This is a genomic window from Citricoccus sp. K5, assembly GCF_902506195.1.
In the GTDB taxonomy this organism is placed as follows: domain Bacteria; phylum Actinomycetota; class Actinomycetes; order Actinomycetales; family Micrococcaceae; genus Citricoccus.
In genome coordinates, this window is sequence record NZ_LR732817.1 from 2,839,905 (window position 1) to 2,863,921 (window position 24,017).

Below are 24,017 nucleotides of genomic sequence, written 5' to 3' on the forward strand. Positions count from 1 at the left end.
CTCTTCTTCTGGGTCGATGCGGAACTGGGGGACCCCCCGATGGTTGCGCACCGTCCGACCCGGGCGCTCGCGGTTTCACCGTGTTTATTCGGGGACCGCGTCACCGCAGCAGATCTGCAGAGCGGCCGGCCGGATGGTGATCCGGGCCGCGAGGATCGAACCGAAGCTGTCACCGTCGAGCTGCACGCCGTGCGGGACCTCGAAGCGGACCGTGAAGTCCCAGCCCTGGGCATAGGCCAACCCCTGCATGTCGGGTGCCAGCTGCAGCATGCCTCGTCCGAACCGGGAGCGGTGGGCCACGCCCTGCACGGCCAGGCGCGTGCCGATCCGCGCCCAATCGAATCGGGCCTTCGGGCGCAGCATGACGACGTCCAGCAACCCGTCGTCGGGCTGGGCGGCCGGAAGCAGGAGCATGCTGCCCGTGAGCGTTCCACAGTTTCCCACGATGATCGTGTGCGCCCGGGCTGAGCGCACCCTCCCGCCGTCGACCCGGTACCGCAGGTGAATCGATCGGTTGGCCAGGAGCGACTGCGCGATGGGACTGACATAGGCCAGCCAGCCGAGGTGCCGCTTGGCCAGCGCACTGGTGTTCTGAGCCATCTGGGCATCGAGACCGATGCCGGCCATGACCAAAAACACCTGGCTACTCCGGTTCCCGGCGGTGTCCTCCAGCTCGGCCATCCCCACGTCGATCGGACGGGTCGTGCTGCCGAACGCGGCACTCACCGAGGCGTTGATGTCCCCCAGGGGCAGGCCCAGGTTGCGGGCCAGGAGATTGCCAGTCCCCGCCGGCACCAGGGCCAGCGCCGTTCCGCTGCCCTGGATGACTTCCGCGACAGCCCGTACTGTCCCGTCTCCACCAGCGACGATGACCACCGTGGGCTCCGCTGCCAAGGCTTCTTGCGCCGCTCCCCGGCCGGAGTCCTCCCGGCCGGTCGGATACCACCGGGACTGGTTCCAGCCGAGACGACGCTCCTGCTCCTCGACGGCGGCACGCACCTGGTCCAGCGCGATCCTACTGGCCGGGTTGTAGACGATCGCCGCATGCGCCGCGGTGGCCACGGGTGGTTGCATGGGAGAAGCCTAACCCTGAGCCGTCAGGCCTCGACTTCCTTTCGCGACGCCCGCGCCAGCCGTTCGACAAGCTCGTCCGGAATGGGTTTGCGCGGCGAGAAGGTGATGCCGGTCTTGGTCGCTTTGAGGCCCGCGGCCGCGATGTCATCGGCATGTGCGGAGATGGCGCCCGGCAGCACATACAGCCCGCACTGCTTGCTGAACGCCGCATAACTCGCAACGACAGTGCCACCGATGCTGAAGCCCGGCATGTTGTACGCCACCATCTCCTCCGCCTCAGGCAGGGTGCGGGCCAGGATCGAGCGCAACCGTTGCAGTTCTGGCCGGAAGGGCTCGGCTGCCGCGGCAATGTAGGCGTCGTGGTCGTCGATCGTCGTCATGGCTGTGATTCGCTTCCAATTCCGGTAACTCTGAAGATTCTCGTTCCCTGACCCGAATACTCATTCATTGTCCGGGAAGCCGGGCCTGGAGTGCTACTCGGCGATCTCCGCCACGGCAGGACGCCGGCTCTGCACCCGGTATCTGCTGGGACGGACACCGTACTCGCGGGTGAAGGCGGCGCTCAGGGCGAAGGCACTCGAGTAGCCGACCTGCCGGGCGATGGACTCCATGGTGTCCTCACGTTCCTGCAGGAGGTCCGCGGCCAGACACAGGCGCCAACCAGCCAGGTAGGAGATCGGCGGTTCGCCCATCACCTCGGCAAAGCGGCGGGCGAACGTGGCTCGTGAGACCTGTGCGCGGCGCGCCAGTGCCTCGACGGTCCACGGCCGCGCCGGATCGGCGTGGAGGGCTCCGAGCGCGGGGCCGACGACGGGGTCCCCTGCCGCCCCGTACCAGGCAGGGACGGCCGTGTCCGGGAGCGCGAACCAGTCCCGCAGCGCCCCGATCAGCACGAGGTCCAGGAGCCGATCGAGCACGGCCTGCTGTCCGGGCTCCCGGTTCTCGAGTTCGGACTCGAGCAGGCCCAACGCCCGTGAGCGTTGCTGGGCACGGGGGACCACCAGCACGGGCGGCAGCGCATCGAGGAGCCGCCCGGCGATCCTTCCCGAGGTCGGGAAGGACCCGGCGAGCAGGACGTGCTCCGTCTCCAAGGGTGCCGCGTCCGTCACTCTCCCGAGCCCGACGTCCGCATCGGAGAGGCGCTCACCGGTCTCCTGGAGGCAGGCGCCCTCAGCGGTCAGGACACACGTGGTGGGGATCCATCCGGTGGGGTCACTAGTCAGGAGCGTAGGCCCCGGACCGGTGAGGATCGCGAGGTCGCGGGTGCCCAGGCGGAGTGGATCGTCCCCGTCTCGCCTGATCCAGGCCTCGCCTCGGAGCATCGCCACCACGGTGATCGAGGCGCCGCCCTCCTGGCGGATCGCCCAGGGTGGGGAGAGCAGGTTCTGATCGATCAACGCCCCCGAGGAGCGGATGTTGTCGAGCACTTCAGTGAGTGTGTCCACCCCGTCAGGCTAGACGATGACGCATTGATTCCGGAGTTTCGAGCATTCTCCGTCTGATCGATGTGCGGTGGACTGGATACCACCCACACAGAAGGAGAGGCACCATGCCCGTCGATCATCCGCCCGTTCCGGGATCCGCCCTCTGGGTCCTCGCCCACCCCCGCCAGGCGTCGCTGAACGGCCACCTGTACCGCGCCGGCGTCGAGGCCTTGTCCCGGGACCATGATGTCACCACCTCGGATCTCTACTCCTTGGGGTTCGACCCCGTCTTCGGCCGAGCCGACCTGGGTGAGCCGGCGGATCGTCCGGGGAACCTGGCCGAACTCGCCGGTCAGGCCTACTCCCGCGGCGAGCTTCCGGCACCGGTCCGGGCCGAACACGCGAAGCTCGCCGCCGCGGAATTGCTCGTCCTCCAGTTCCCGCTGTGGTGGTACGGCCCGCCGGCCATCCTCAAGGGCTGGCTGGACCGCGTGCTGACGGACAGCTTCGCCTATGACAACGAGCTGGACCCGGACCTACACCTCCCCCGCCGCTACGGGGATGGCGGACTCACCCGGCGCAAGGCCCTGATCATCGTCACCGCCGGGGAGGACGAGCGCACCATCGGCCCCCGCGGCCTCAGCGGCGATCTCGACTCCCTGTTGTTCCCCCTGACCCATGGGGCGCTCTGGTACGTCGGCATCGACACCCTCGACCTGCACGTGGTCCATGACGCCGACTCCCTTGGCCCGGCTGACGTCGAGCGGGAGCGCGAGCGGCTCCTCGGGCGGCTCCAGGGGATCGACAGCGAACCGACCCGCCCCTACCGGCGCCTGCGCGACGGGGACTACCCCTCGGACCTGCGCGCCCTGCACCCGGACCTGCTTCCCGGGCGCATGGACCTTGCCATCCATCGCCGCGAAGCCCGGGCAGGCATGGGAACCGAGGGCAATTCCGCCGGGGCCGTCGCATCGCCCATCACGTCCCGGGCCTAGACCATGGCGCATCACGGCCTCGAGATTATGCACTGGCATCCCACGAACCTGAACAGGGTGAGATTCCAAGACAGAGTGGAGCGTTCAGCCAAACATCTCAGTTGGCCTGTCGGCCTGATTCCCACTGACCGCTGCGAGATCCTGCCGCGGAGTTTCCCCGCGATCATGAGTTTTCGCCGTGATCATCACTGGGAAGTCTCACGATCACCAGGAATTGTGGGAAGCGGAAGGGGCAAAGCGTCAACGCCCGCCAGCACCTGGCGCACCACCTCACCCGGATCCGGCGCCTCCATCAGCGCCCGCACCATCACGACGCCGGCCACGCCGGTCCCGGCCAGCGCCGCGGCATCCGCGGGGGTGACGTCCCCGATCGCCACGATCGGCAGGGCCGTGGCCGCCACCAGGGGTCCGTAACCGGACACCCCCAGCGGCTCACGCCCGGAGTCCTTCGTCGGCGTCAGCCGGAAGGGCCCGGCGCCGATGTAGTCCAGCACCTCACGTTGTGCCTCGGCGGCGCGGACCAACTCTAGGGTCCCCGTCGTCAGCCCGATGATCGCCTCCGGCCCCAGCAGCTCCCGTGCCGCGGCCACGGGCAGATCGTCCTGGCCCAGGTGCACGCCATGCACCGCCGCGCCCCGCGACCGAGCAACCCAAGCGACATCCGGCCGGTCGTCCACCAGCACCCGGGTGGCCGGCCGGGCGGCATGCACCGCCTCGGCCACGGCGAGGGTCAGCTCCAGCAGTTCGGCGGCGGAGGCCTCCTTGGCGCGCACCTGCACGACGCCGGCCCCGGCGCCCGCCGCGGCCGCCGCCACGTCAACGGTGCGCCGTCCGGTCCCCGAGGTCACGAGGTAGCAGCGCAGGTCCAGCGGCTCCCGCCGCACCGCCTCACCGTTCACGAGAACACCCCGTTCTCCACAGCCTGACCCACGGCATCCAGCGCATCGAGCAGCTCCACCCGGAAACTCCCCGGCCCGGAGGCCCGCTCCGCGGCGAGTTCCCCGGCCACATTCATCCACACCGTGGCGGCCAGTGCGGCCTCGAAGCCGTCCTCGGCCACCACCGAGCACGCCGCGGTCAGTGTCCCGAGCAGGCACCCCGTGCCGGTGACCCGGGTGAGCTGGGAGGTGCCGCGCGCCACCAGGGTTCGACGGCCGGCGTCGAGCACCAGGTCTATTTCACCGGAGACGGCGACCGCTCCCCCGGTCCTCCGCACCACGTCACGGGCCGCCTCTTCGGCGGCTGCCGGCGCCGAGACCGAATCCGCCCCACGGCCCCCGGCACCAAAACCCACCAAGGCCAGCACCTCGGAGGCATTGCCGCGCACCACCTCCGGATCAGAATCCAGCAGCTTCCGCGCCAGCGGCGTGCGCACGGGAGCGAGGCCGATGGCGGTGGGGTCGAGCACCCAGGGCCGCCCGTCCCGCACGGCGACCTCGACCGCCGCGGGAATCCCGTCCATCGCGTCGGTGCTCAGGGTCCCGAGGTTGACCGCGATCGCATCGGCCACGGTGGTCACCACGGGGGCCTCGGCCAGGGTCTCGGTCATCATGGGGCGGGCGCCGGCGGCGAGCAGCCCGTCGGCCACGATCCCCATGGACACGGTCGCGGTGATGCAGTGCACCAGCGGCTGGCGCTCCCGCACCGCACGGATCACGGGCGCGACGGCGGCCAGGTCCGGATCGCGCGCGAGGTCCGGTCCCAGCCGGCTCGCCCCGCTCACCGGCCGCCTCCCGTCCCGACAACGCCTGCGGCGACCTCGTCGAGGTCCCCGTCCAGGTCCCGGGGTGCCAGCTTCGGCCCGAGCGCCGCGCCGAGCACGAGCAGCACCCCGCCCAGGACCACGAGCGCCATCACGGAGCCATCCCGTCCGAACCCGGCCTCGAGCGCAGGCAGGTAGAAGGGATAGAGCGCCGGGATGATGAGGGACAGGCTGTACCCGGAGCCGTAGCCGGTGGAGCGGATCTCGGTGGGGAACCGCTCGGAGAGGTACGCCGAGACGGGGCCGTAGGCGGAGACGGTGATGACCTGCAGCACGGCGGCGCACGCGGCCGCGGTGGCGAGGGTCGGCGAATGCACCGCCAGCCACCACACCACCGGGCCGGCGATGGCGGCGGCCAGTCCCCACAGCACGAAGACCCGACGCCGGCCCACGCGGGTGGACAGGTGCCCGGCCAGGGCCATCACCACGGCCTGCGCCACGGAGGCGATGCCCATGACCACGGGGACCGCGGTGGGATCCAGCGCGGAATCGGTGGCCAGCCGGTCGGTCAGCAGCAGCACGGTGGTGTTGGTCAGCAGCCACAGCCCGGTCATCAGCACGAAGACCTGCCAGAAGGCCCGCGCCCACCGGCCGGCGAGCAGCTGGCGCAGCCCCGGCCGACCGGCCGGCTTCGCCTGTCCCGCGGGCACCGTCTCCCCCGCCTGGTCCGCACGCTCGGCCTGTTCAGCCTCTTCCGCCCGCTGCTTGCTGAGGTGGAACACCGGGGCGTCGGTGACCTGCCGGGAGTAGTAGACCAGCATCCCCACGGAGAGCAGCGCGCCGAGCACGAACAGCAGCCGCCAGCCCCAGGCGGCGTAGGCGTCGGGCCCGATCAGCGCGAGCAGCCCGGCCACGGAGAACGCGATGGTGGCCTGCGCCCACGGGGCCATGGACAGAATGAGCCCGCTCATCAGCCCACGGCGGCGCGGGGCGGACCACTCCATGGCCAGCGGGATGGCCGCCGAGTACTCCCCCGCTACGAAGATCCCGCACAAGAAGCGCAGGGCCAGGATCAGCCCGATGGTCCCGGCGCCGAGGATCTCGTGCGTGGGGGTGGCGGCGATGACCAGGGCGCACAGGGCGGTCCCGGCGATCGCGATCCGCGTGGTGCGGGTGCGCCCGAGCCGGTCGGCGATGCGCCCGAACACCACCCCGCCGATCGGCCGCCCCAACATCATCGCGATGACGATCAGCGCCCCGGTGGACACGGCGGCGGCCGGCCCGGCGAGCACGAGCATCGCCGGGGCCAGGGCGGTCAGCGGCAGGAATACGTGGATATTGTCGATCCAGTTGCCCACCACGCCGGCCCGCAGGGCGGCCTTGCCCTCCGGGGGCAGGTGAACGACGGCGGCCGGGGCCGTGGCAGCGGCCGTCACCGGGCGCTCCCGGACAGTGCGGCGGTGGTGTTGCCAGGGCTGGCGCTTCCGGTGCTGCGGGTGGCGCCGGTTGCGGTTCCGGCAACGGCAGCGGCCTCGCCGGGTTCGATCCGTAGGGCCTGGTCGAAGAACTCCAGCTCGTGCCGGCAGGCGGTCAGGTAGGCCCGGGCCGCGGAGGCACGCACGGCCGGGGAGGCCGCGGCCATCTCGGCCTCCAGCTGGGCGAGGGCCTGCTCGGTGGCGGTGACGAAGCCGGGGTCCCGGTAGGTGTCCAGCCAGGCGGCGTAGGGGTGGCCCGCGGGGACGGCGGGCAGGGCGGCGCCGACCTGCGCGTAGAGCCAGAAGCAGGGCAGCACGGCGGCCACACCCACGGTCCGGTCCTCACCGAAGGCGGTGGCCAGCAGGAAGTTCGTGTAGGCACTGGTGACCGGACTCGACGCTGGCGTCAGGGCCGATTCACTGTTGCGGCCGAGCCAGCCGCGGTGCAGCTCGGCCTCTTCGGCCAGGGCTCCGGTGGCTGCCTGGGACCAGTAGACCTGGGCGGCGGGGTCGGTGCTGCGGGCGGAGAGTGCGGCCAGGGCTCGGGCGTAGCCGTTGAGGTACAGCGCGTCCTGGGCCAGGTAGAACGCGAAGGCGTGCTGCGGCAGGGACCCGTCCACCAGGGCGCGGACGAAGTCGGAGTCGGTGATGGCTTCGGTGGTCTCCGCGCCGGCGGCCCAGAGTGCGGCGGTCCACGGGCCGGAGGGTGCGACGGCTGGCGCGGGGTCGACGTCGTCGTTCTTGGTGCCAGCCCGCGGGGCACCCAGGTCTGCGGGTGCCTCGAGGAGGTGGGGGACGGCGTCGGGCGTCAGCCAGGGGGCGGACGATGCGGCCGCCTGCAGCCGGCGGGAGTGGTGGCCGTGGTCCACGGGGCCGTGGCCGGAGCCGACGCGCAGGGCGGCGCCGTGGGTGATGGACTCGTGGAGCCAGTCGGTGGCCCAGGCCAGGGCGGCGGCGGGGGTGTCCCCGAGGCCGAGGCGGGTGGCCAGGGCTGAGGACAGGGAGCAGCCGGTGCCGTGCGTGCTGGTGGTGTCCACGCGGGTGGAGGGCACGGCGATGCGGGTGCCGTCCGGGCCGAGCCAGGTGTTGGTGACGGTCAGGGTGTCCAGGTGCCCGGTCTTCACGACGACGGCCACGCCCGTCTCCGCGGACCAGCGGGCGGCTTGCTCCAGCGCCTCGTCCTCCGTGGTGGCGCGGGGCGAGCCGGCGAGCACGGCGAGCTCGTCGATGTTGGGGGTGACCACGGTGGCGCGGCGGCAGAAGGCGACCATGGCCTGCTCGGCCTCGGGCTGCAGCAGGCGGTCCCCGCTGGTGGCGATCATGACCGGGTCGACGACGAGGATCGGGGGTTGGACGTCGTCCAGCCAGGCGGTGACCGTTGCGATGATGTCCGCGGTGCCGAGCATGCCGGTCTTGACTGCGTCGAGGGTGACGTCGTCGCTGACGGCGCGCAGTTGGGCGGCGAGGAACTCGGCGGGCGGGACGTGTAGGTCCCGCACGCCGTGGGTGTTCTGGGCGACCAGGGCGGTCACGACGCTCATGCCGTAGCCGCCGGCCGCGGTGATGGACTTCAGGTCTGCGGCGGTGCCCGCTCCCCCGGTCGGATCGGTGCCGGCGATGGAGAGCACGCGGGGAACTGGGGATTTCTGGGTGTGGCAAGAAGAAGTCACGTGGACATCCCTTCGCTAGTTCGAACTAGATCAGGTTCCACGGGTTTGATCTCAGCGCCGGTCGGCGCACCCCGTGTCCGCGCCCCAGTATAGACAGGTCCAATTCGGCCCACCCACGGCGGCCATTCTGATACCCAAGCTGCCTGGTGTCCCAAAATCACGAGGTTCGTTTTTACCTTCGGGGTTACATTGGGCCCATCCAGCGGCTGGCCACATCGAAGCTTGAATCGCACCCCAGATCCCGATACAAGACCGCGCGGGGAGTCGGCCACCCATCAAGATCACCATTTGCCATTGGTGATCTTGATTTAGGCAGCTTCGATGGGTTTGAAGCACACAAGGACATTGCCTGCGGGTATCACATTCTCGGCCGTCAGCCGACACTTGCTCGACCACCTGACCTACTCGCAGCTCGACAAGTACGTGTTAGCACGGTCCGTACTCTGCAAGTGGATGGCAGTCTTGAAGCACACGTTGAACCAATATGCAGGTGTAGTTACAGCTAACCTTAGGATCATGAACCAACAGGATGGGAACAGCGAAGACACGGGCCCTTCGGGAGAACGAACCGTTCGAGAGCTCTCACCTGACGAATTTCTTAGTGAACGTCTAATCCGCCTTCTCGAGCTGATGGCCAATAGGCAATCGGAAATCCTTCGCTTGGCATCCTTCATGGATGATCGAGAGACTGAGGTCGACAATGCCGCTCGTCGTGCAAGGGAGCAGATCCAGGATCGACTCGGTAGCTCCATTAACGACGACGGAGTTGATGAGCTGGTAGAAGTCTTCGAATCCTTCAATACCCCAGACCCCACTAGTGATCTCAGCAATGAAGAGCGCGAGGAAGCCTTCATTAAGGCGCTCATCGACATGGAATCCAAGCTGCCGGATGGCCACATGTCAACATATCTAGACAGCGTCATACGCGCCCTACGAACGCCGCCTTCGTCGCACTTCTTACGGTCCTCCCTATTGGTGAGCCTTGTTGGAGAACTGGAAATGGTAGTGAACCAAATCGCCCGCGCAGCAGTAGAACGACAACCGAACACCTTGAAAGGTGGAGATCGGCAGCTTACATGGGCAGAAATCTCTCAGTTTGAATCGATTGACGAAATTAGAGACTCTTTCGTTGATAAGATTATTGACGAAATTTTTCGCGGCTCACTTTCTGACTGGATGGATTTTTTCGCGAAGAAGTTCAAACTTCCTCGAATACTTCGTGCAGAAACATTTGAAGCGCTAGAGGTAGTTCAACGCAGGCATTGCATCGTACATAACGCCGGCCTAGTCTCCGCGGCATATCTCTCCAAGCTCGAAAAGTTCGATGTTACAAAAGCAATTGACGACCCATTAGTTGTTGATACGAAGTATCTTCAGAATGCGGCAGACACATTATTCTCTATCGCATTTAGTTTAGTCTGGTCGATTGGCACAAAGTTATGCGCAAGTGAAGACGTAAAACATGACTTTTTTAGTCATCTTGCCGACCGCACTTATCACCTTCTTCAAGATCGTAGGTACGACCTCTTGAAGCAACTCGGGAAAGACGCACCTATTGACAAACTTAAAGACACAACATCTCTCATATTCAAAGTGAATGTCTGGCTATCTTACAAGTACAGCAATGACTTCGACGTTGTCCGTGAGGAAGTCGTGAAGTTCGACACGTCCGCCAGAAGCCGCGACTTCCAACTGGCCAAAGCGGCCCTACTTGACGACGTAGAGGATGCCAAGATGATCGCGGATTCGATGCTCCGGGACGGCGTTCTTAGCCGCGCCCACTACGTGACCTGGCCACTACTATCCAAGGTGCGCGAATTTGATCGATTAGAGCAAAGTGACGGGGATCTTGACGGAACTGCGGCTGACGCTATTGTAGATACAGTAGGCGCGGACACACCCGTAGCCGAAGTTCCAAGGGAGGACACTGAGAATGAGCACCCCTAACCTTTAAGAAGCATTAGCAGTCCGGGCGACGTGTAGCCCGGTGGCTGACAAATGGAACTGACGGGCCTCCGCAAGATTGTGGGGGTCCGTCAGCATTGAGCCACCCAATAGCTAAGGGTCCTTGATTATTCTCGTCCGTGCACTCGATTCACTTCGTCTGCTGCAGGGCCGTTCAAATGTCGACGGGTCCTCCTCGAACTGTCACGTGTTCGGAGCTTTCGTCACCTTGCTTGGGTAACGCTGGTAGATGAGTGTTGCTCTACCAATTCACCTAATGGCTAGCCTCAGGCGATTGCCCGGGCGTCTTGATAGACATCCACTGGCATGCCCCGATGCAGGTCCCACGTAATCTGCATCGGACGTTCACCTTTCCAAGAGTCAATATCCGCAGTTCCGAGGCAGACAAATGGCATCGTTCCTATCTCGTTGGCGGGTGCCTCGCGAACAAACAGCATCGTGCTCGTGCCATTCGTCAGTTTGGTGGCGTAGCGACGGCCCGTGGCTGACGATGCCCGGGTGTTGTTCTGGCTTTCCCAGTGGAACTGATCGCGGCTAATGGCGTAGTCGCGGTACATCGTGGTGGGCGAGAAGTCGCGCTCTGACTTCTTCAGATTGATGAGCAACGCATCAGTCGCGAACTCCTCGGACCAGGCAACGCCGGAAACGTGAACCGCGTCGGGTGACTTATCGAACGTCCTGATGCCAAGGGCGGGCAGAATCTCTTCACGACGGTAGTGCGCATGGGTCAAGAGTGGAGTGGAACGGCCCAGCGCCGTTTCACTTGGATTCGTCCGAGTGACCGAAAGCGTGTGCTCGAAGATCTCCTCAACTTCATCCACGAACGCCCTCTGGGCGCGGACCCATAGGAAGGCTTCGTCAATGGAGCTGAACCGCCCCTTCTGATAGATCGCCGTGAAGTAGAGCATCTCCGCGAACTGGCGCTCCCGGGCAGTCAGAGATGCGATTTCTACATCGTCACGCATCAATCGCAGATAGGTGTCAGCTCGTTCCCGGTCGTCGACATGAAGAAGCGCAGATGCCCGCAAGACCTGCTTTAACTCCACCTTCGGCAAATCGACTCGCGGCTCTGCCCGATCCGCCTTCATCTTCAGTGTCGCCCACGATCGACCGTTGGCACCGGAGCGGTAGATATCCGACAGGCCTCGACCAGCATCCTCCAGATACTGGTCGAGCCGGTACTCCCACAGTGATCGATCACCAGCGTGCTCACGGATGTCCTGCGCAAGCTGGTTCGCCGTCATGGCGATCTGGCCTTTGACGTTGTTGATGACGACGTCCTTGGCCACGGCATCCAGGACGATTTGGGAGCCGGCAGGAAGGAACGGAAAGTCGTTGCCGATGTCGTCGATCAAGCGCTTCCGTCCGGAGCCAGTGAGGGCGCGGAGCTTCTGATCGAACCTAAACTCCTTGCGCTGCATACCGATGAAGTCCAGAACAGTCAGCACATCCTTGCCGAAAGACCTCCGGAGTCCACGTCCGAGCTGCTGAAGGAAGATGGTCGCGCTCTGGGTGGGACGGAGGAACAGCACAGTGTTCACCTGTGGAATGTCCAAGCCCTCATTGAAGACATCGACGGTAAAGATGCACTTGATGTCTCCACGACGCAGGCCTTCCAGCGCCGCGCGGCGTTCTCCACCCGGCGTCTCGCCAGTGACCACGGCTGAGGAGATATTCGCGAGGTTGAAGCGATCTGCCATGTACTGGGCATGGCGTACCGACACACAGAAACCCAGAGCCTTGATGTCATCCACCGAGGACGACTTATCCACCAGTTGCCGAACGATCAGCCTCGCGCGTGCCTCGTTGCCCGTGTAGAGGTTCTCGAGCTCTGACGCGTCGTACTTCCCGGCCTTCCACGAGACTTCGGAGACGTCAACCTCGTCGGCCACTCCGAAGTAGTGGAACGGGACCAGGATGTCGGTGTCCAGTGCATCCCACAACCGCAGTTCTGAGGCGATTCGATTGCCAAATAGTTCTTTAACGTTGAACCCATTTGAACGCTCCGGTGTCGCGGTCAACCCGAGCAGTTCCAATGGCTTGACGTGGTCCAGAATCCGTCGGTATGTCACGGCGTCGGCATGGTGGAACTCGTCGATAACGACGACATCGAAGTGCTCGGCGCTGATGCGGTCGAGACCCCTCGACGACAACGACTGGACGCTGGCGAAGACGTGGTTCCAGCGCACCGGGCGCTGGCCGTCAACGAACAATTCCCCGAAGGATCCTTCACCCAGGATGTTCCGATAGGTGCGCATCGCTTGCTCGAGGATTTCCTTTCGGTGCGCCACGAAGAGCAGCCGCAGATCTTTCTTGTGCTCCGTGACGAGGTTTCGGTAATCGAGTCCCGCCACTACCGTCTTGCCAGTGCCCGTCGCTGCTACCACGAGGTTCCGATGCCGGTCATGTACCGACCGCTCGGCCTGGAGGTCCTCCAGGATGAGGGCCTGGTGCGGGTACGGACGGACCTCGAGGCCTGACAGGTCGACGGCTTTGCCTTCACTGCTGAATGAACCGTTGCTGATCTCCCGGTCCAGCCGTTCGGCATCCGTGTCCGGGTCATAGGACTCAAAGGCGGAATCCTGCCAGTAACTCTCGAACGTGGCCTCGAACTTCTTCATCAGCTCTGGGGTGGCCACTGACGACAGCCGGACGTTCCATTCCAATCCGTCGAGCAGTGCGGACTTCGACAGGTTCGAAGAACCCACATAGGCCGTACTGAATCCGCTCTCGCGGTGGAACATCCACGCCTTCGCATGGAGCCGGGTCGACCTGGTTTCATAGCTGATGTGGACCTCGCCGCCGAAGTCCCGCACGATCCGATCGAGCGCGCGCCGTTCCGTGGCGCCCACATAAGTGGTGGTGATGACCCGGAAGGGCACCTGACGTAGCTTCAGTTCGGCAAGCTGTTCCTCGAGGATCCTCAAGCCATGCCATTTGACGAAGGCACAGAGCAGATCCACCCGATCGGCGGTGTCGAGCTCTGCCCGCAGTTCTGCACCAAAACTCGGTTCATGCGAGGAGTTGGTCAGAAGGGCGGCCGCAGACAGCGGTGATTCGGGCCGGTGGAACGGTGCGGTCGACGGTTCATCGGGTGCCCGGACTTCCGTGAGAGCGGCAAGATTTCCTTCAGCACGGGGAGCAGACTGTTGGTAGTCCTCGCCGAGTACCGCGATGAGTTTCCGCGCCAGATCGACTCGTTCAGCAGCGCTCTTCTTCGACTCCAGGGCATGTCGGATAACGCCCGACAGATGGGTGACCAAGTGATGTGGTTCCTCCCCATCCTCCACATCGGCCGTTTCGTACGTGATGGCCTCGGAACGGGACAGCCGGCGATCCAGCTCTTCGGTCAGCAGGGATTCATAGATCCCCACAGGAATATCCGAAGGCAAGCCGTTTCTGACCGGATCCACTGGAACGACCTTTCCCCTGCGCAATGTCGAGTATCGGGATGTCGGAACACGTGATATCCCGGATTCTCGAACCGTAACAGGAGCAACGGACGGGATGAGTTACTGCGCCACGTAGCCGCCGTCCCCGGACCACACGACCCCAGTGACGAAGCTGGCGGCATCGGAGGCCAGGAAACAGATGACCTCGGCGACCTCCTCGGGGGCGCCGAGACGGCCGATGGGCTGACGGGCGGTCATCTGGGAGCGCACGGACTCGTCCAGGCCGGCAGTCAGCGGGGTCTCCACGTAGCCCGGGGCCACCGCATTGACGCGGATCCCTGTCTGCGCATAGCCCAACCCGACGGAGCGGACCAGGTTGGCGACCCCGGCCTTCGCGGCCGAATACGGTGCGGAGTTCGCCTGGCCGACCAGCCCAAGGATCGAGGAGACCGCGACGACAGCACCGCTCCCCCGCCGATCCTCGGCAGCTGCCATGTGCCGCAGCGCGTGCTTCATGGACAACGCCACCCCGGTCAGGTCGATGTCCAGCACGGTGCGCCAGTGGTCCACGTCGAGCTCGTGCAAAGGCCCCTTGCGCTCGGCGATTCCCGCATTGGCCACCAGCACGTCCACACTCCCGGACCCACCGGAGCCACCAACTGAGCCGCCGAACTCCGCAGCGGCATCCATCAGCGCTGCCATGGAGTCCTCGTCGGTCACATCGCACCGCACGGACAAGGCCCGGCCGCCAGCAGCCTCGATCTCAGAGACCACCTCCGCGGCCCGCGGATCCACGTCCCCGATCACCACGGCGGCCCCACGGGCGGCCAGCATCCGCGCGGTCGCGGCGCCGATGCCGCCGGCCGCACCGGTCACCACCGCCGTACGCCCCGCGAAGGGCGAGGGGTCCACACCCAGCCCCGCGTCCGAGGTGCTCTGGGAACCCAGCCGGGGGCCGGCGTCGGGCGTCTGTTCAGAAGACGTCCCGGCGCCGGCCCCCAGGGAATCAGCCAGACTCAAACCTGGACCTCCATGGCCCGCTCCAGGGCATCAGCAGAACCGGACTCTGCAGCGAGCTCGGAAATGTCCCGGCCCATCCGGTAGCCGAACACCAACGCCGGGCCGATGTGGGACCCATACCCGGGGTAACCGCCGCCGAACACCGAGACAGCGGCAGCACCCACGGAGTACAGGCCCGGGATGCGCTTGCCGTCCTCGCGGATCACCGCGTGGCGGGAGTCCACATCGATCCCGGCGAAGGACCCGAGGTCTCCCATCCGCACCTTGGCGGCGTAGAACGGGGCGTTGTCGATGGTCGCCAGGTTCGGGTTGGGCTTGTGGTCCATGTCCCCGCGGAAGTGGTTGTACGCGGTGGAGCCCCTGCCGAACTCGGTGTCCTCGCCGGCCTCGGCGTCCCGGTTGAACGTCGCCAGGGTGGCCTTCAGTCCGTCGGCGTCCACGCCGATCTTCCCGGCCAGTTCCTCCACGGTCTCACCCTTGACCAGGTAGTCCGCCGCGTAGAACAGCTGACGCGGGATCGGCGTGGGCTTGGCGAAGCCGATGCCGTACTTGCGCATCAGCTTCTCATCGCCCACGATCCACGCGAACACCTCACGCTCGCCGGACATGTGGTCCAGCATCTGCCGGCCGAAGTCGTGGTAGCTCAGCGCCTCGTTGCCGAAGCGCTTGCCGTGCTGGTCCACCGTGATCATGCCGGGCAGGCCGATCTGGCGCAGGTGCGGGAAGAGCCGCTGGGCGCGCGTGACCAGGTCCTTGAACACCGTCACCGGGGCCCAGGAGCCCGGAGAGGAGACGTCCGCGTTGATCCCGCCCGCCCACGGCCATCGCCATTCGGGCCGAGGAGCCGTCGTGGCCCTGGGTCGGGGTGAAGTGCTCCCCGCCGTTCGCATCGTGCGGGAAGTACTGCTTCCGCAGCTCCGCATCCCCGGAGAACCCGCCGCCGGCCAGCACCACACCGAGCCGTGCCTGCACGGTGCCGGCCCGCTTCCCGGACAGGACCGCACCGGTGACGGCGCCGTCGTCGTTGGTCACCAGCTCCTGAACCGGAGTGGAAGTCCACACCCGCACCCCGGCGTCCAGCGCGGAGGCGACCATGCGGGTCATCAGCGCCGAGCCGTTGGTGCGCTTGAGCGGCTGGCCGAACAGGGCGGTGTCCACCCAGGTGCGCAGCAGCTTCGAGGCGGTGTAGGTGAAGGCCTTCACCGACTGGTTGGCCTTGAGGATGGTGGCCATGTCCGGGCCCACCTGCGGCATGTACCCGAACACGGTGTAGGAGCTCAGGTACGGCTGCAGCTCCTTGCGCCGGGACCCGAGCATCCGGATGTCCGCATCCGAGGGCAGGATCGCGCGCCCACCGAGCTTCGCCCCGGGCAGGTCCATCTGGTAGTCCGGGGCCTTCTCCGGGTAGGAGAACACCACGGAGGTGTTGTCCTCGAAGAAGTCGATGGCCTCCGGCACGGTGTCCAGGAACCCGGCCACGCCCTCTTCGTTGTAGTAGTCGCCGGACAGCGCCTTCAGGTAGGTCTCGGCCTCGGCCCGGGTGTCCCCCGTGGCCGCGGTGCCCTGCGGGTTGCCCGGCACCCAGGACCAGCCCGCGGACAGGGCCGTGGTCCCGCCGAAGTGCTCGGACTTCTCCGCCACGATCACGTTCAGCCCGTCATGGGCGGCCCGCAGGGCGGTGGCCATCCCGGCGGCGCCGGAGCCGACCACCAGGACGTCGCACTTGTGGACGGTTTCAGTTCGCTCTGCGGCGGGGGTGTTCTCAGTCATGTGTTCTCCAGAGGTCGGAGAGGCGTTCGAGGTCGTCGCCATGGTCAGATCCGGCCGGTGCCCTTGAGGTAGGGCTCGCCGAGCTCGGCGATGGGGGTGTGGGCGGTCTCCCGGGAGGAGAAGCAGGCCACGGCGGCGATCAGGGCCACCACGCAGCCGAAGATGGCCACGGGGACCCAGCCGAACGTGCCGGCGCCGAGCAGCATGCCGCCGATCATCGGGCCGAAGCCGGCCACCATCAGGCCCAACTGGTTGCCCATGGCCATGCCGGTGTAGCGGACCGGGGCGGCGAACAGCTCGCCGAAGAAGGAGGTCCACACGCCGTTGAAGCCGGAGTACAGCACGGTCATGAACAGGAACGAGGCGGCGAACACCAGCCAGATGTTGCCGGTCCCCAGGGCCAGGAAGTACACGAAGATGCTCACGGAACAGCCGATCATGGCGGTCAGCATCAGCTGTTTGCGGCCGATCCGGTCCGAGAGCTTGCCGGCGAACGGCATGAACACCATGGACAGGCCCACGGCCACCGCGTTGACGGTGAGGATGTCCGTGCGCTCGAAGCCGCCGTGGTCCACGGCATAGGACAGCCCGAACACGGTGAAGATCGTCTGCATCACGGAGAACGCGGACATCAGCAGCACGCGGAACACGTCCCCGCCCTGGTACTTCAGCACCTCACCGGCGGGCAGCTTCTTGACCTCGCCGGCCTCGGCCACCTCCTCCTCGAAGACGGGGTCTCGTCCAGCTTGGTCCGCACGTAGAAGGCGATGGCCAGCACAAAGATGGACAGCAGGAACGGGATCCGCCAGCCCCAGCTCATCAGGTCCTCCTCCGGCAGGGCCGCGATGGGGATGAACACCACCGTGGAGAGCACCATGCCGGCCGCGTAGCCCATCATCACGAAGGAGGTGAAGAAGCCGCGGCGGCCCTCAGGGGAGTGCTCGATCGTCAGCGAGGACGCCCCCGCAGACTCGGCGCCGGCGGAGAAGCCCTGCGCCAAGCGGGCCACCACGAGCAGCACGGTGGTCCAGATGCCGATCGAGTCGAAGGTCGGCAGCACGCCGATCGCCAGCGAGGCCAGGCCCATGATCATCAGGGTCACCAGCAGCACGTTCTTGCAGCCCAGCCGGTCCCCGAAGTGGCCCATCACCAGGCCGCCGAGAGGACGGGCGATGTAGGCCACGCCGAACGTGGCGAAGGAGGCGATGGCCGCGATGGCCGGGTCGCCGCCCGGGAAGAACAGCTGCGGGAACACCAGCGCCGCGGCGGTGCCGTAGATGAAGAAGTCGTAGTACTCCATGGTGGAGCCCAGGAAGGAGGCCAGGGCAGGTGATCAACTACAACCAAGCTGCACCGCGAAATCGACTAACCCGGTCCCTCCTCTTCTGACGCGACAGGACTCCGAGTCGACTTGTAGAGGTGTTCCCAGAGGATGTCATGAGTCTTCGTAGGCAACCGCTCCGGCCATGTCGCGGCCGGCGATATACCCGAAGGTCAGGGCCGGCCCCAGATTGATGCCGCCCGCAGGATAGTGTCCTCCCATGACTGAGTTGTGGTCGTTCCCTGCTACATACAGTCCGGGGATGATGTTCCCCTCGTCATCTAGAACTCGCGCACGCCCGTCCGCTTCCAAGCCGGCGAAGGTTCCGAAGCTGCCCGGTAGCACCTTGACTGCGTAGAATGGGCCTTTCTCAATGGGTCCAAGGGATGGGTTGGGACCAACCTGCGGATCGCCTCCGTATCGGTTGAACTCAGTCTCGCCTCGGCTGAAGTCCGGGTCGATGCCCAAGCGGGCGTGTTCGTTGAACCGTCTCACGGTTTGGGTCAGTCCAGCTGGGTCGATCCCGCACTGCTCGGCGAGCTCTTCCAAGGTACGGCCCCGCTTCAGGTATCCCGAGCGCAGGTATGGAAGCAGGGGAACCGGCCAGGGCTTGGCCATGCCCAAGGGATACTTGCGAACGAACCGGGAGTCGGCAATTTGCCAGGACTCGACCGGTTCATCCTCCGGCGTAGTTTCTATCAGGGCGGAAACGTAGTCGTAGTAGCCGTTGGCCTCGTTGACGAAACGCTTGCCGTCCGCACGCACGCCGATGGAACCAGGCTTAGCTCGGTCCATGATGTGGGGGAAGACACCCGTGCGACCGTTGCGGTACGGCACCAGGGAAACAGGGCACCACGCTGCAGGCGACTTCACCTCCGTGTTGAACCGGGCCCCGACGGATTGACCCAACGAGATGCCGTCGCCATCGGCCTCGGCCGGTGCCAAAGTCCAGTGCTCGAGACCAGTGGGCGCCTTGGGAAACAGTTGCTTGCGTCGCTGGATGTCTCGCGGGAATCCACCCGTGGCCAACACCACTCCGCGGGCTGCATGGATGCGCGTTTCGCCTCCGGGTGCTTCGAGAACAGCGCCAGACACTCGTCCATCCTCATCAGTCAATAGGCGGGTCGCCCGGGTGGAGACGCGGATGTCGACTCCCAGCTCGTCGGCAGACATCAAGAGTCGACCGACGAGCGCAGTTCCGTTGACCAGCTGCATATTTCTGCGGTGGGCCACCAAGTCCCACAGATGAGGGGTAAAGCGCCGCGCGGCATGGATTAGGCCGGCGATGCTGCCCTGTGATGCGGCAAGGAACTTGGTGAGATCGGGGCCAGCCATGATGCCCATGCCGAGGAACGAAGTCTCATAGAGCTGGTGGCGCATCTTCGCTCGGACCCAGGAATGAATCTCACGTGCGTTGATGGGCTTGGGACCCACCGAGCGATGGCCGACGCCGGCACCCGGCGTCTTGCCGTAGACGTCCTTGATCTTGGCGCCGGGAGTGAACTGCAGGCTGGTCTTCTGGTCGAAGAATCCCACCATGTGTGGCACGGCCTCGAGGAAGGCCTCCACTTTCTCCTCGTGGTAGTTCGTCCCGAGACTGTGGTGGAGGTAGGTGCGGAAGAGGCTGGGGTCTTCCGTGACGCCGTCTGCGTGAGCGAGGGGGTTTCCGGGAGTCCACGCCCAGCCTCCGGACCAGGCCGTGGCACCGCCACAAACGGAAGCTCGTTCCGCCACGATGACTTTCAACCCGTGGTATGCCGCGGTCACGGCGGCTGAAAGTCCACCAGCGCCGGAGCCAACGACGAGGACATCACAGGTCAAAGTCTCGGTGGCGGCGGTCTGTGATGGTTCGGATGCAACGCTCTTCATGCAGGACTGGCCCTCTTCGGTGTGTTTATTCTTGGTACTGGGAGATGTCGGGGACGAACCGAGTGCATGAACGCCGGGGCTTTGCCGTCCGTTGTTCATGCACTCGGCCATGACTCAATGCAGTTAGTTGTTGTGAGGTCTTGGGTGGGCTCAGCGATGTTCCTGGCTGGCCCATTTGTAAGACCACAGGCCGGAGACCAAGGCCACGAGGCATAGTGCGGCAAGCAGCGCTGCGGCGGCCATCCAGCTGCCAGTACTGGCCAGCAAGGCCGTGGCGATCAATGGGATGAAGCCACCAACGGCACCGGCCAGTGCGTAGGCGAATCCGGCACCGCTGTACCGGATGCGCACATCGAACATGTCGGTGAACCAGGACTGCTGGACGCAGGTCGAGATGTTGTGCCCAAGGTTGATGAGGGCCATGAAGCCCAGAATCATCGGCAACAATTCGCCGCTGTTGAGCGCCATGAAGAATGGTGCTGCTGACAGGGCGGCCAGCAAGGGTCCGACAACGTAGAACCACTTCCGGCCGAACCTGTCTGCGAGGCTTCCCCATAGGCCCAAGAACGGGATGGCCAGAATCATGGCGACCATAGAAGCTGTCAAGACCGTCGACGTCGGGGTGTCGGTGAAGTTCTCCACATACGCCAGGGAGAAAGTGAAGCCCATGTAGAACGTGCTCTGATCCACCATGCGCATGCCGATCACGGCCAGGATCTTCTTCGGGCTGGTGCGGATAGCCTCCGCTAGGGGTGCGCGAGTTTCTTCATGATCACTTTTGGCCTCAGTGAACTCTGTCGACTCAGGCACTCCGGCGCGGATCCACAGGCCGACGAGAGCGAAGAGGATACTGATCACGAATGGGATTCGCCAGCCCCAGTCGAGGAACTGCTCTTCAGTGGTCAACGCAGTCATGAGAGAGAACGCCGCTGTGCCGAGGAGTAGTCCTACGAACGATCCGATCTGCACTCCGGTGGCGAAAAAGTTCCGCTTGTTTGCGGGCGCACTTTCCACTGCCATGAGGGCGGCGCCTCCCCATTCTCCGCCGACCGCAATACCCTGGATTGCCCGGAGTGCCACGAGCAGGATCGGAGCGCCGATCCCGATGGCGGCGTAGGTGGGGAGCAAGCCGATGGCAGTGCTGGCGATCCCCATCATGATGACGGTGATGAACAGCATGGTGCGGCGCCCGTATTTGTCCCCGAAGTGGCCGAAAATGGCCCCGCCCAGAGGCCGGAACACGAAACCAACGGCGAACGAGCCCATAGAAGCCAGAAGTCCGACAACCTCGTTGCCCGAAGGGAAGAACAGGGGGCCGAACACCACGGCCGCTGCCGTGCCGTAGAGGAAGAAGTCGTACCAATCAACGATGGCGCCGACGGTGCTGGCGAGAGCCGCACGGCGGCCAGATTTAGCATCGCTAGCGACTGGGCGTGGATTCGAGCCGACGCCATCGGGAATTACGGTGCCCGAAGCTGGTGAAGTTGACATTGCGGTTCACCGCAACCTTTCTATTGTTCGCTGCGTTTGGCCGGAGACGGGAGGAGTGATTCAATGACTACGTAGTCATTGGGTGGTGCACATCATATGGACGTGCTTCACCGGACGTCAAATGCCTTTCGAACAGGATGAGAACGATGAACAGGAATCTGGGGCTGGCACACTTGTCAGCGCTACATCTGAGCCCACCCGAACTGATCGACGCCGCAGCCGCTGCGGGTTTCACCTCTGTCGGGATACGCGTGCATCCGGCAACGCAGAATGAACGCCCGTACCCCGTGAGTGCCGGCTCTCCCATGTCGAAGAAGACCCTTGGGCGCATGGAAGCCACCGGGCTGACCGTGCGCGACGTCGAAGCGTTCACTCTTGATGGCATCAGAAGCAAAGAACAGTGGATACCGGCGTTGGAATCCGGAGCTGCGCTGGAGGCCGAGATTCTCAACGTGATCTGTGGCGATCCCGATTCAGGCCGACTCAAGGACGCGTTGTCAGCGCTGGTCGAGGATGCCAAGGCGTACAAGATTCGCCCATCGGTTGAACCGATTTCGTATCAAGCACTCGACTCCGTCACCGCGGCGGGAGCGTTGGTCGAGCAGACCGGGTGCGGAATCATGCTTGATGTCCTGCATTTTGTCCGCGCAGGCGGACGCGTTGCAGAGTTGAGAGACCTGCCGCCAAACGCGGTTGCCGTCATCCAGTTGTGTGATGGCCCGGCTTCGACTCCGAGCCTCCCGACACCGGATCTCATGCCGCTTGGGCAGGACGTGAACGGGTCGGCGAGGCAGATCGAATCACGGGCAAAGAGGCTGGCTCCGGGTCGCGGGGATTTCCCTCTGACGGAGATCTTGCGGGCCCTTCCGGACGCCCCCATCAGCGTCGAGGTTCCTGATGTCTGGTCTGCCGACGCGGAAGGCACTGACGTCCATCTACGCCGAATCTACACCGCGGCCGAAAGCCTGCTCGATTCTCTCCACATGACCGAAACGGAGCCCACATCATGAGTGAACCATCCTCAGCCACCATCCCGAACACGGCGGCACGAGACTCGCAGCAGACTCGCATCGCCAATGACCAGATCTACTGGCCGGACCGATTTCAAGGCCAGGTATTCCTCGTGACCGGCGCGGCAGGCGGACTCGGCTCGAATGCCGCAGATCGGCTCGCGCGGGAAGGCGCTCATGTCGTCTGTACAGATGTCACTGCTTCCGGCCAAGGCGACGGCGGCAGTCCAGCGGATTGCGTGGCGCTGGATGTCACGCACCGACCGGATTGGGACCGCATTGTCAAGGCTGTGCTCGACCGGTACGGCCGGCTCGACGGCGCGCTCTTCGCCCACGGAATCCAGGGGCCCGAAGTAGCGGTGACGGAAATGCCCTCGGATGGCTGGGCCAAAACCCTGGGCGTCAACCTCGATGGTTGTCTGCATGGTTTGGCGAGCGTCCTTCCGGTGCTTACCGGCCGGGGATACGGACGGGTGGCCATCCTCTCCTCCATTTCAGCGCGGGAAGGGAACCCGTACCAGGCCGCCTATTCGGCGTCCAAGGCCGGGCTCGTGGCATTGGTCAAGACGGCCGCGAAGGAAGTTGCCCCGATGGGAGTGACCGTGAATTCCATCGCCCCGTCCATGATGAAGACCAGGCTCCTCCAGGACCTCAGCCCAGAACGTAACGCCCAGCTGTTGGCGAAGGTGCCGATGGGACGGATCGGGCTGCCCGAGGAGTTCTCTGCCCTAGCTGCATGGTTGCTCTCCCAGGAAGCGAGCTACATGACTGGTCAGACTCTGGACCTCAGTGGAGGCCGCAACACCGCCTGAGGCGGCGGAGCAGTCGTCCCCCGTACTTCCAGCCGGACAGGATGTATGGCCTTGCTGGGCTGGTTCGGAAGGCCGCCGTCGATCCTTCGAATCAAACGATCGACTGCGTCTTTCGCCATGTCCGCAATCGGCTGGTGGACGGTTGTCAGATTGATGAAGCTCCAGCGGGCGGGCGGAGAATCGTCCACCCCGACGATCGACAAGTCATCCGGAACCCGTAGGCCCAATTGGGACGCTGCGTCCAAGGCGGCTAGTGCGAAGACGTCATTGACGCAGAACAATGCGGTCGGCCGGCCCTCTTGGTCCAACAATCGCCGGGCGACCCGAACGCCGTCTTCATGCGTCAAGCGAATACGCTGGAGCCAATCCTGCCGTACTGGGATATTCAAGCGCCCCATCGCTTCTCTGGCGCCATCCTCTCGGTCACGTCCGTTGGAGCGGTCCCGGAGGGTGGAGATCACCCCGATCTCCGTATGCCCCAAATCCTGCAAGTGGGAGATCGCCTGCTCTCCTGCACTGATGTCGTCGGCGAGAACCGCTTCGACATCTACGCTGACGTCGTCACGGCTGAGCAAGACGACCGGGGTCTGTCGATCGAGAACTCTGCTGAGCGCCGTGGACTTGTCCCGAGCAGACAAGAGGATCATGCCGTCCACAGTGGTTTTGCCCAACGTATCGACCGCTTGAGGGTCTGGAGAAGCGTCCGGATCTCGGATCAGGATCATCCGGTATCCATGCTGGAGCAGTCGGCTCTGCAGCGATTCCATGATGATCGGGTAAACGGCACTAGCAAGGTCAGCCACCACGATGCCTACGGCGTGCGTTCGTCGAGTGACCATCATGCGGGCCGCTTCGTTCGGGACGTAACCTAGTTCGCGAGCCGCAGACAATACTCGCTCCTTGGTCGCCAGGGCGACTGCTGGGTCGCCGCGCAAGGCACGCGAAACAGTCGACTGGGACAGACCCACAAGTTGAGCCACGTCTACGCTGGTCACCATTGGATCATCTTAAGAGATCGGGGGAAAAC

At 65.0% G+C, this 24,017-nt stretch carries 20 protein-coding genes and 1 riboswitch; of the genes, 4 read left to right on the plus strand and 16 right to left on the minus strand.

What is annotated here, in order from left to right; genetic code table 11:
• Positions 1-84 precede the first annotated feature (84 nt).
• From BOSE125_RS12745 to BOSE125_RS12755, 3 genes are all read right to left on the minus strand, one after another.
• Positions 85-1,074, minus strand: a complete 990-nt coding sequence (locus BOSE125_RS12745) for a diacylglycerol kinase family protein (protein ID WP_159553090.1) — start codon at positions 1,072-1,074, stop codon at positions 85-87.
• A gap of 23 nt (positions 1,075-1,097) precedes the next feature.
• Positions 1,098-1,454 carry an iron chaperone gene (locus BOSE125_RS12750; RefSeq protein ID WP_159553092.1) on the minus strand — a complete coding sequence of 119 codons (357 nt, stop codon included), beginning with the start codon at positions 1,452-1,454 and terminating at the stop codon, positions 1,098-1,100.
• A 93-nt stretch (positions 1,455-1,547) separates the two neighbouring features.
• A complete protein-coding gene (locus BOSE125_RS12755; protein WP_159553094.1) occupies positions 1,548-2,519 on the minus strand; it encodes an AraC family transcriptional regulator in 972 nt (323 codons plus the stop codon).
• A gap of 104 nt (positions 2,520-2,623) precedes the next feature.
• On the opposite strand from BOSE125_RS12755, the gene BOSE125_RS12760 reads away from it, so the two are divergent.
• Positions 2,624-3,493, plus strand: a complete 870-nt coding sequence (locus BOSE125_RS12760; protein ID WP_159553096.1) for an NAD(P)H-dependent oxidoreductase — start codon at positions 2,624-2,626, stop codon at positions 3,491-3,493.
• A 185-nt stretch (positions 3,494-3,678) separates the two neighbouring features.
• Here BOSE125_RS12760 and BOSE125_RS12765 read toward each other — a convergent pair whose 3' ends face one another.
• The 4 genes from BOSE125_RS12765 to BOSE125_RS12780 are packed head-to-tail and all read right to left on the minus strand — an operon-like array spanning position 3,679 to position 8,298.
• Entirely contained in the window at positions 3,679-4,392 is a 714-nt protein-coding gene (locus tag BOSE125_RS12765; protein WP_236557984.1) for a thiamine phosphate synthase, read from the minus strand.
• Entirely contained in the window at positions 4,389-5,216 is an 828-nt protein-coding gene (thiM, locus tag BOSE125_RS12770; protein ID WP_201301200.1) for a hydroxyethylthiazole kinase, read from the minus strand. Before thiM ends, BOSE125_RS12765 begins: the two co-directional genes overlap by 4 nt.
• Positions 5,213-6,631, minus strand: a complete 1,419-nt coding sequence (locus BOSE125_RS12775) for an MFS transporter (protein WP_201301201.1) — start codon at positions 6,629-6,631, stop codon at positions 5,213-5,215. Before BOSE125_RS12775 ends, thiM begins: the two co-directional genes overlap by 4 nt.
• On the minus strand, positions 6,628-8,298 hold the full coding sequence (locus BOSE125_RS12780) for a bifunctional hydroxymethylpyrimidine kinase/phosphomethylpyrimidine kinase (RefSeq protein ID WP_236557986.1): 1,671 nt from the start codon (positions 8,296-8,298) through the stop codon (positions 6,628-6,630). Before BOSE125_RS12780 ends, BOSE125_RS12775 begins: the two co-directional genes overlap by 4 nt.
• Before the next feature lie 32 nt (positions 8,299-8,330).
• A riboswitch (TPP riboswitch) is annotated at positions 8,331-8,424 on the minus strand.
• 432 nt (positions 8,425-8,856) lie between these two features.
• Between BOSE125_RS12780 and BOSE125_RS12785 the strand changes: the two genes are divergently transcribed.
• On the plus strand, positions 8,857-10,287 hold the full coding sequence (locus BOSE125_RS12785) for a hypothetical protein (RefSeq protein WP_159553100.1): 1,431 nt from the start codon (positions 8,857-8,859) through the stop codon (positions 10,285-10,287).
• A 284-nt stretch (positions 10,288-10,571) separates the two neighbouring features.
• Here BOSE125_RS12785 and BOSE125_RS12790 read toward each other — a convergent pair whose 3' ends face one another.
• The 8 genes from BOSE125_RS12790 to BOSE125_RS12820 all read right to left on the minus strand — a co-directional run bounded on the left by BOSE125_RS12790 (position 10,572) and on the right by BOSE125_RS12820 (position 21,168).
• A complete protein-coding gene (locus BOSE125_RS12790) occupies positions 10,572-13,679 on the minus strand; it encodes a DEAD/DEAH box helicase (protein WP_236557988.1) in 3,108 nt (1,035 codons plus the stop codon).
• A 138-nt stretch (positions 13,680-13,817) separates the two neighbouring features.
• Entirely contained in the window at positions 13,818-14,717 is a 900-nt protein-coding gene (locus tag BOSE125_RS12795) for an SDR family NAD(P)-dependent oxidoreductase (protein ID WP_201301202.1), read from the minus strand.
• On the minus strand, positions 14,714-15,409 hold the full coding sequence (locus tag BOSE125_RS18120; protein WP_201301203.1) for an FAD-binding protein: 696 nt from the start codon (positions 15,407-15,409) through the stop codon (positions 14,714-14,716). Before BOSE125_RS18120 ends, BOSE125_RS12795 begins: the two co-directional genes overlap by 4 nt.
• The gene (locus BOSE125_RS18125) at positions 15,309-16,487 is read right to left on the minus strand and encodes an FAD-dependent oxidoreductase (RefSeq protein WP_201301204.1); all 1,179 of its coding nucleotides are present in this window, start codon (positions 16,485-16,487) and stop codon (positions 15,309-15,311) included. The genes BOSE125_RS18120 and BOSE125_RS18125 overlap by 101 nt, the downstream gene beginning before the upstream one ends.
• Before the next feature lie 44 nt (positions 16,488-16,531).
• Positions 16,532-17,203: an MFS transporter gene (locus tag BOSE125_RS17995; protein WP_236557989.1), complete on the minus strand. Its 672-nt coding sequence runs from the start codon at positions 17,201-17,203 to the stop codon at positions 16,532-16,534.
• Positions 17,155-17,787, minus strand: a complete 633-nt coding sequence (locus BOSE125_RS18000) for an MFS transporter (RefSeq protein ID WP_236557992.1) — start codon at positions 17,785-17,787, stop codon at positions 17,155-17,157. Before BOSE125_RS18000 ends, BOSE125_RS17995 begins: the two co-directional genes overlap by 49 nt.
• 135 nt (positions 17,788-17,922) lie before the next feature.
• Entirely contained in the window at positions 17,923-19,788 is a 1,866-nt protein-coding gene (locus BOSE125_RS12815; RefSeq protein ID WP_236557994.1) for an FAD-dependent oxidoreductase, read from the minus strand.
• A gap of 39 nt (positions 19,789-19,827) precedes the next feature.
• Positions 19,828-21,168 carry an MFS transporter gene (locus tag BOSE125_RS12820; RefSeq protein ID WP_159553102.1) on the minus strand — a complete coding sequence of 447 codons (1,341 nt, stop codon included), beginning with the start codon at positions 21,166-21,168 and terminating at the stop codon, positions 19,828-19,830.
• A 146-nt stretch (positions 21,169-21,314) separates the two neighbouring features.
• Here BOSE125_RS12820 and BOSE125_RS12825 point away from each other — a divergent pair, with 146 nt between their 5' ends.
• Both BOSE125_RS12825 and BOSE125_RS12830 read left to right on the plus strand, forming a co-directional pair.
• Positions 21,315-22,178 (plus strand): sugar phosphate isomerase/epimerase, encoded by an 864-nt coding sequence (locus tag BOSE125_RS12825; RefSeq protein WP_159553104.1) that lies wholly within the window; start codon positions 21,315-21,317, stop codon positions 22,176-22,178.
• A gap of 113 nt (positions 22,179-22,291) precedes the next feature.
• Complete coding sequence (locus tag BOSE125_RS12830) at positions 22,292-22,990, plus strand: SDR family NAD(P)-dependent oxidoreductase (protein WP_159553106.1); 699 nt, start codon at positions 22,292-22,294, stop codon at positions 22,988-22,990.
• Here BOSE125_RS12830 and BOSE125_RS12835 read toward each other — a convergent pair.
• Positions 22,951-23,988: a LacI family DNA-binding transcriptional regulator gene (locus BOSE125_RS12835; RefSeq protein WP_159553108.1), complete on the minus strand. Its 1,038-nt coding sequence runs from the start codon at positions 23,986-23,988 to the stop codon at positions 22,951-22,953. The genes BOSE125_RS12830 and BOSE125_RS12835 overlap by 40 nt on opposite strands.
• Positions 23,989-24,017: the final 29 nt, after the last annotated feature.

Bases quoted from the DNA above. Each gene is read 5' to 3' on its own strand.
- BOSE125_RS18120 (WP_201301203.1), bottom strand. From the start codon at position 15,409: ATGATCACGGTGGACCAGCACGGCAAGCGCTTCGGCAACGAGGCGCTG.
- BOSE125_RS18000 (WP_236557992.1), bottom strand. From the start codon at position 17,787: ATGGAGTACTACGACTTCTTCATCTACGGCACCGCCGCGGCGCTGGTG.
- BOSE125_RS18125 (WP_201301204.1), bottom strand. From the start codon at position 16,487: ATGACTGAGAACACCCCCGCCGCAGAGCGAACTGAAACCGTCCACAAG.
- BOSE125_RS12750 (WP_159553092.1), bottom strand. From the start codon at position 1,454: ATGACGACGATCGACGACCACGACGCCTACATTGCCGCGGCAGCCGAG.
- BOSE125_RS12785 (WP_159553100.1), top strand. From the start codon at position 8,857: ATGAACCAACAGGATGGGAACAGCGAAGACACGGGCCCTTCGGGAGAA.
- BOSE125_RS12825 (WP_159553104.1), top strand. From the start codon at position 21,315: ATGAACAGGAATCTGGGGCTGGCACACTTGTCAGCGCTACATCTGAGC.
- BOSE125_RS12745 (WP_159553090.1), bottom strand. From the start codon at position 1,074: ATGCAACCACCCGTGGCCACCGCGGCGCATGCGGCGATCGTCTACAAC.
- BOSE125_RS12835 (WP_159553108.1), bottom strand. From the start codon at position 23,988: ATGGTGACCAGCGTAGACGTGGCTCAACTTGTGGGTCTGTCCCAGTCG.
- BOSE125_RS12815 (WP_236557994.1), bottom strand. From the start codon at position 19,788: ATGGCCGAGTGCATGAACAACGGACGGCAAAGCCCCGGCGTTCATGCA.
- BOSE125_RS12760 (WP_159553096.1), top strand. From the start codon at position 2,624: ATGCCCGTCGATCATCCGCCCGTTCCGGGATCCGCCCTCTGGGTCCTC.
- BOSE125_RS12820 (WP_159553102.1), bottom strand. From the start codon at position 21,168: ATGTCAACTTCACCAGCTTCGGGCACCGTAATTCCCGATGGCGTCGGC.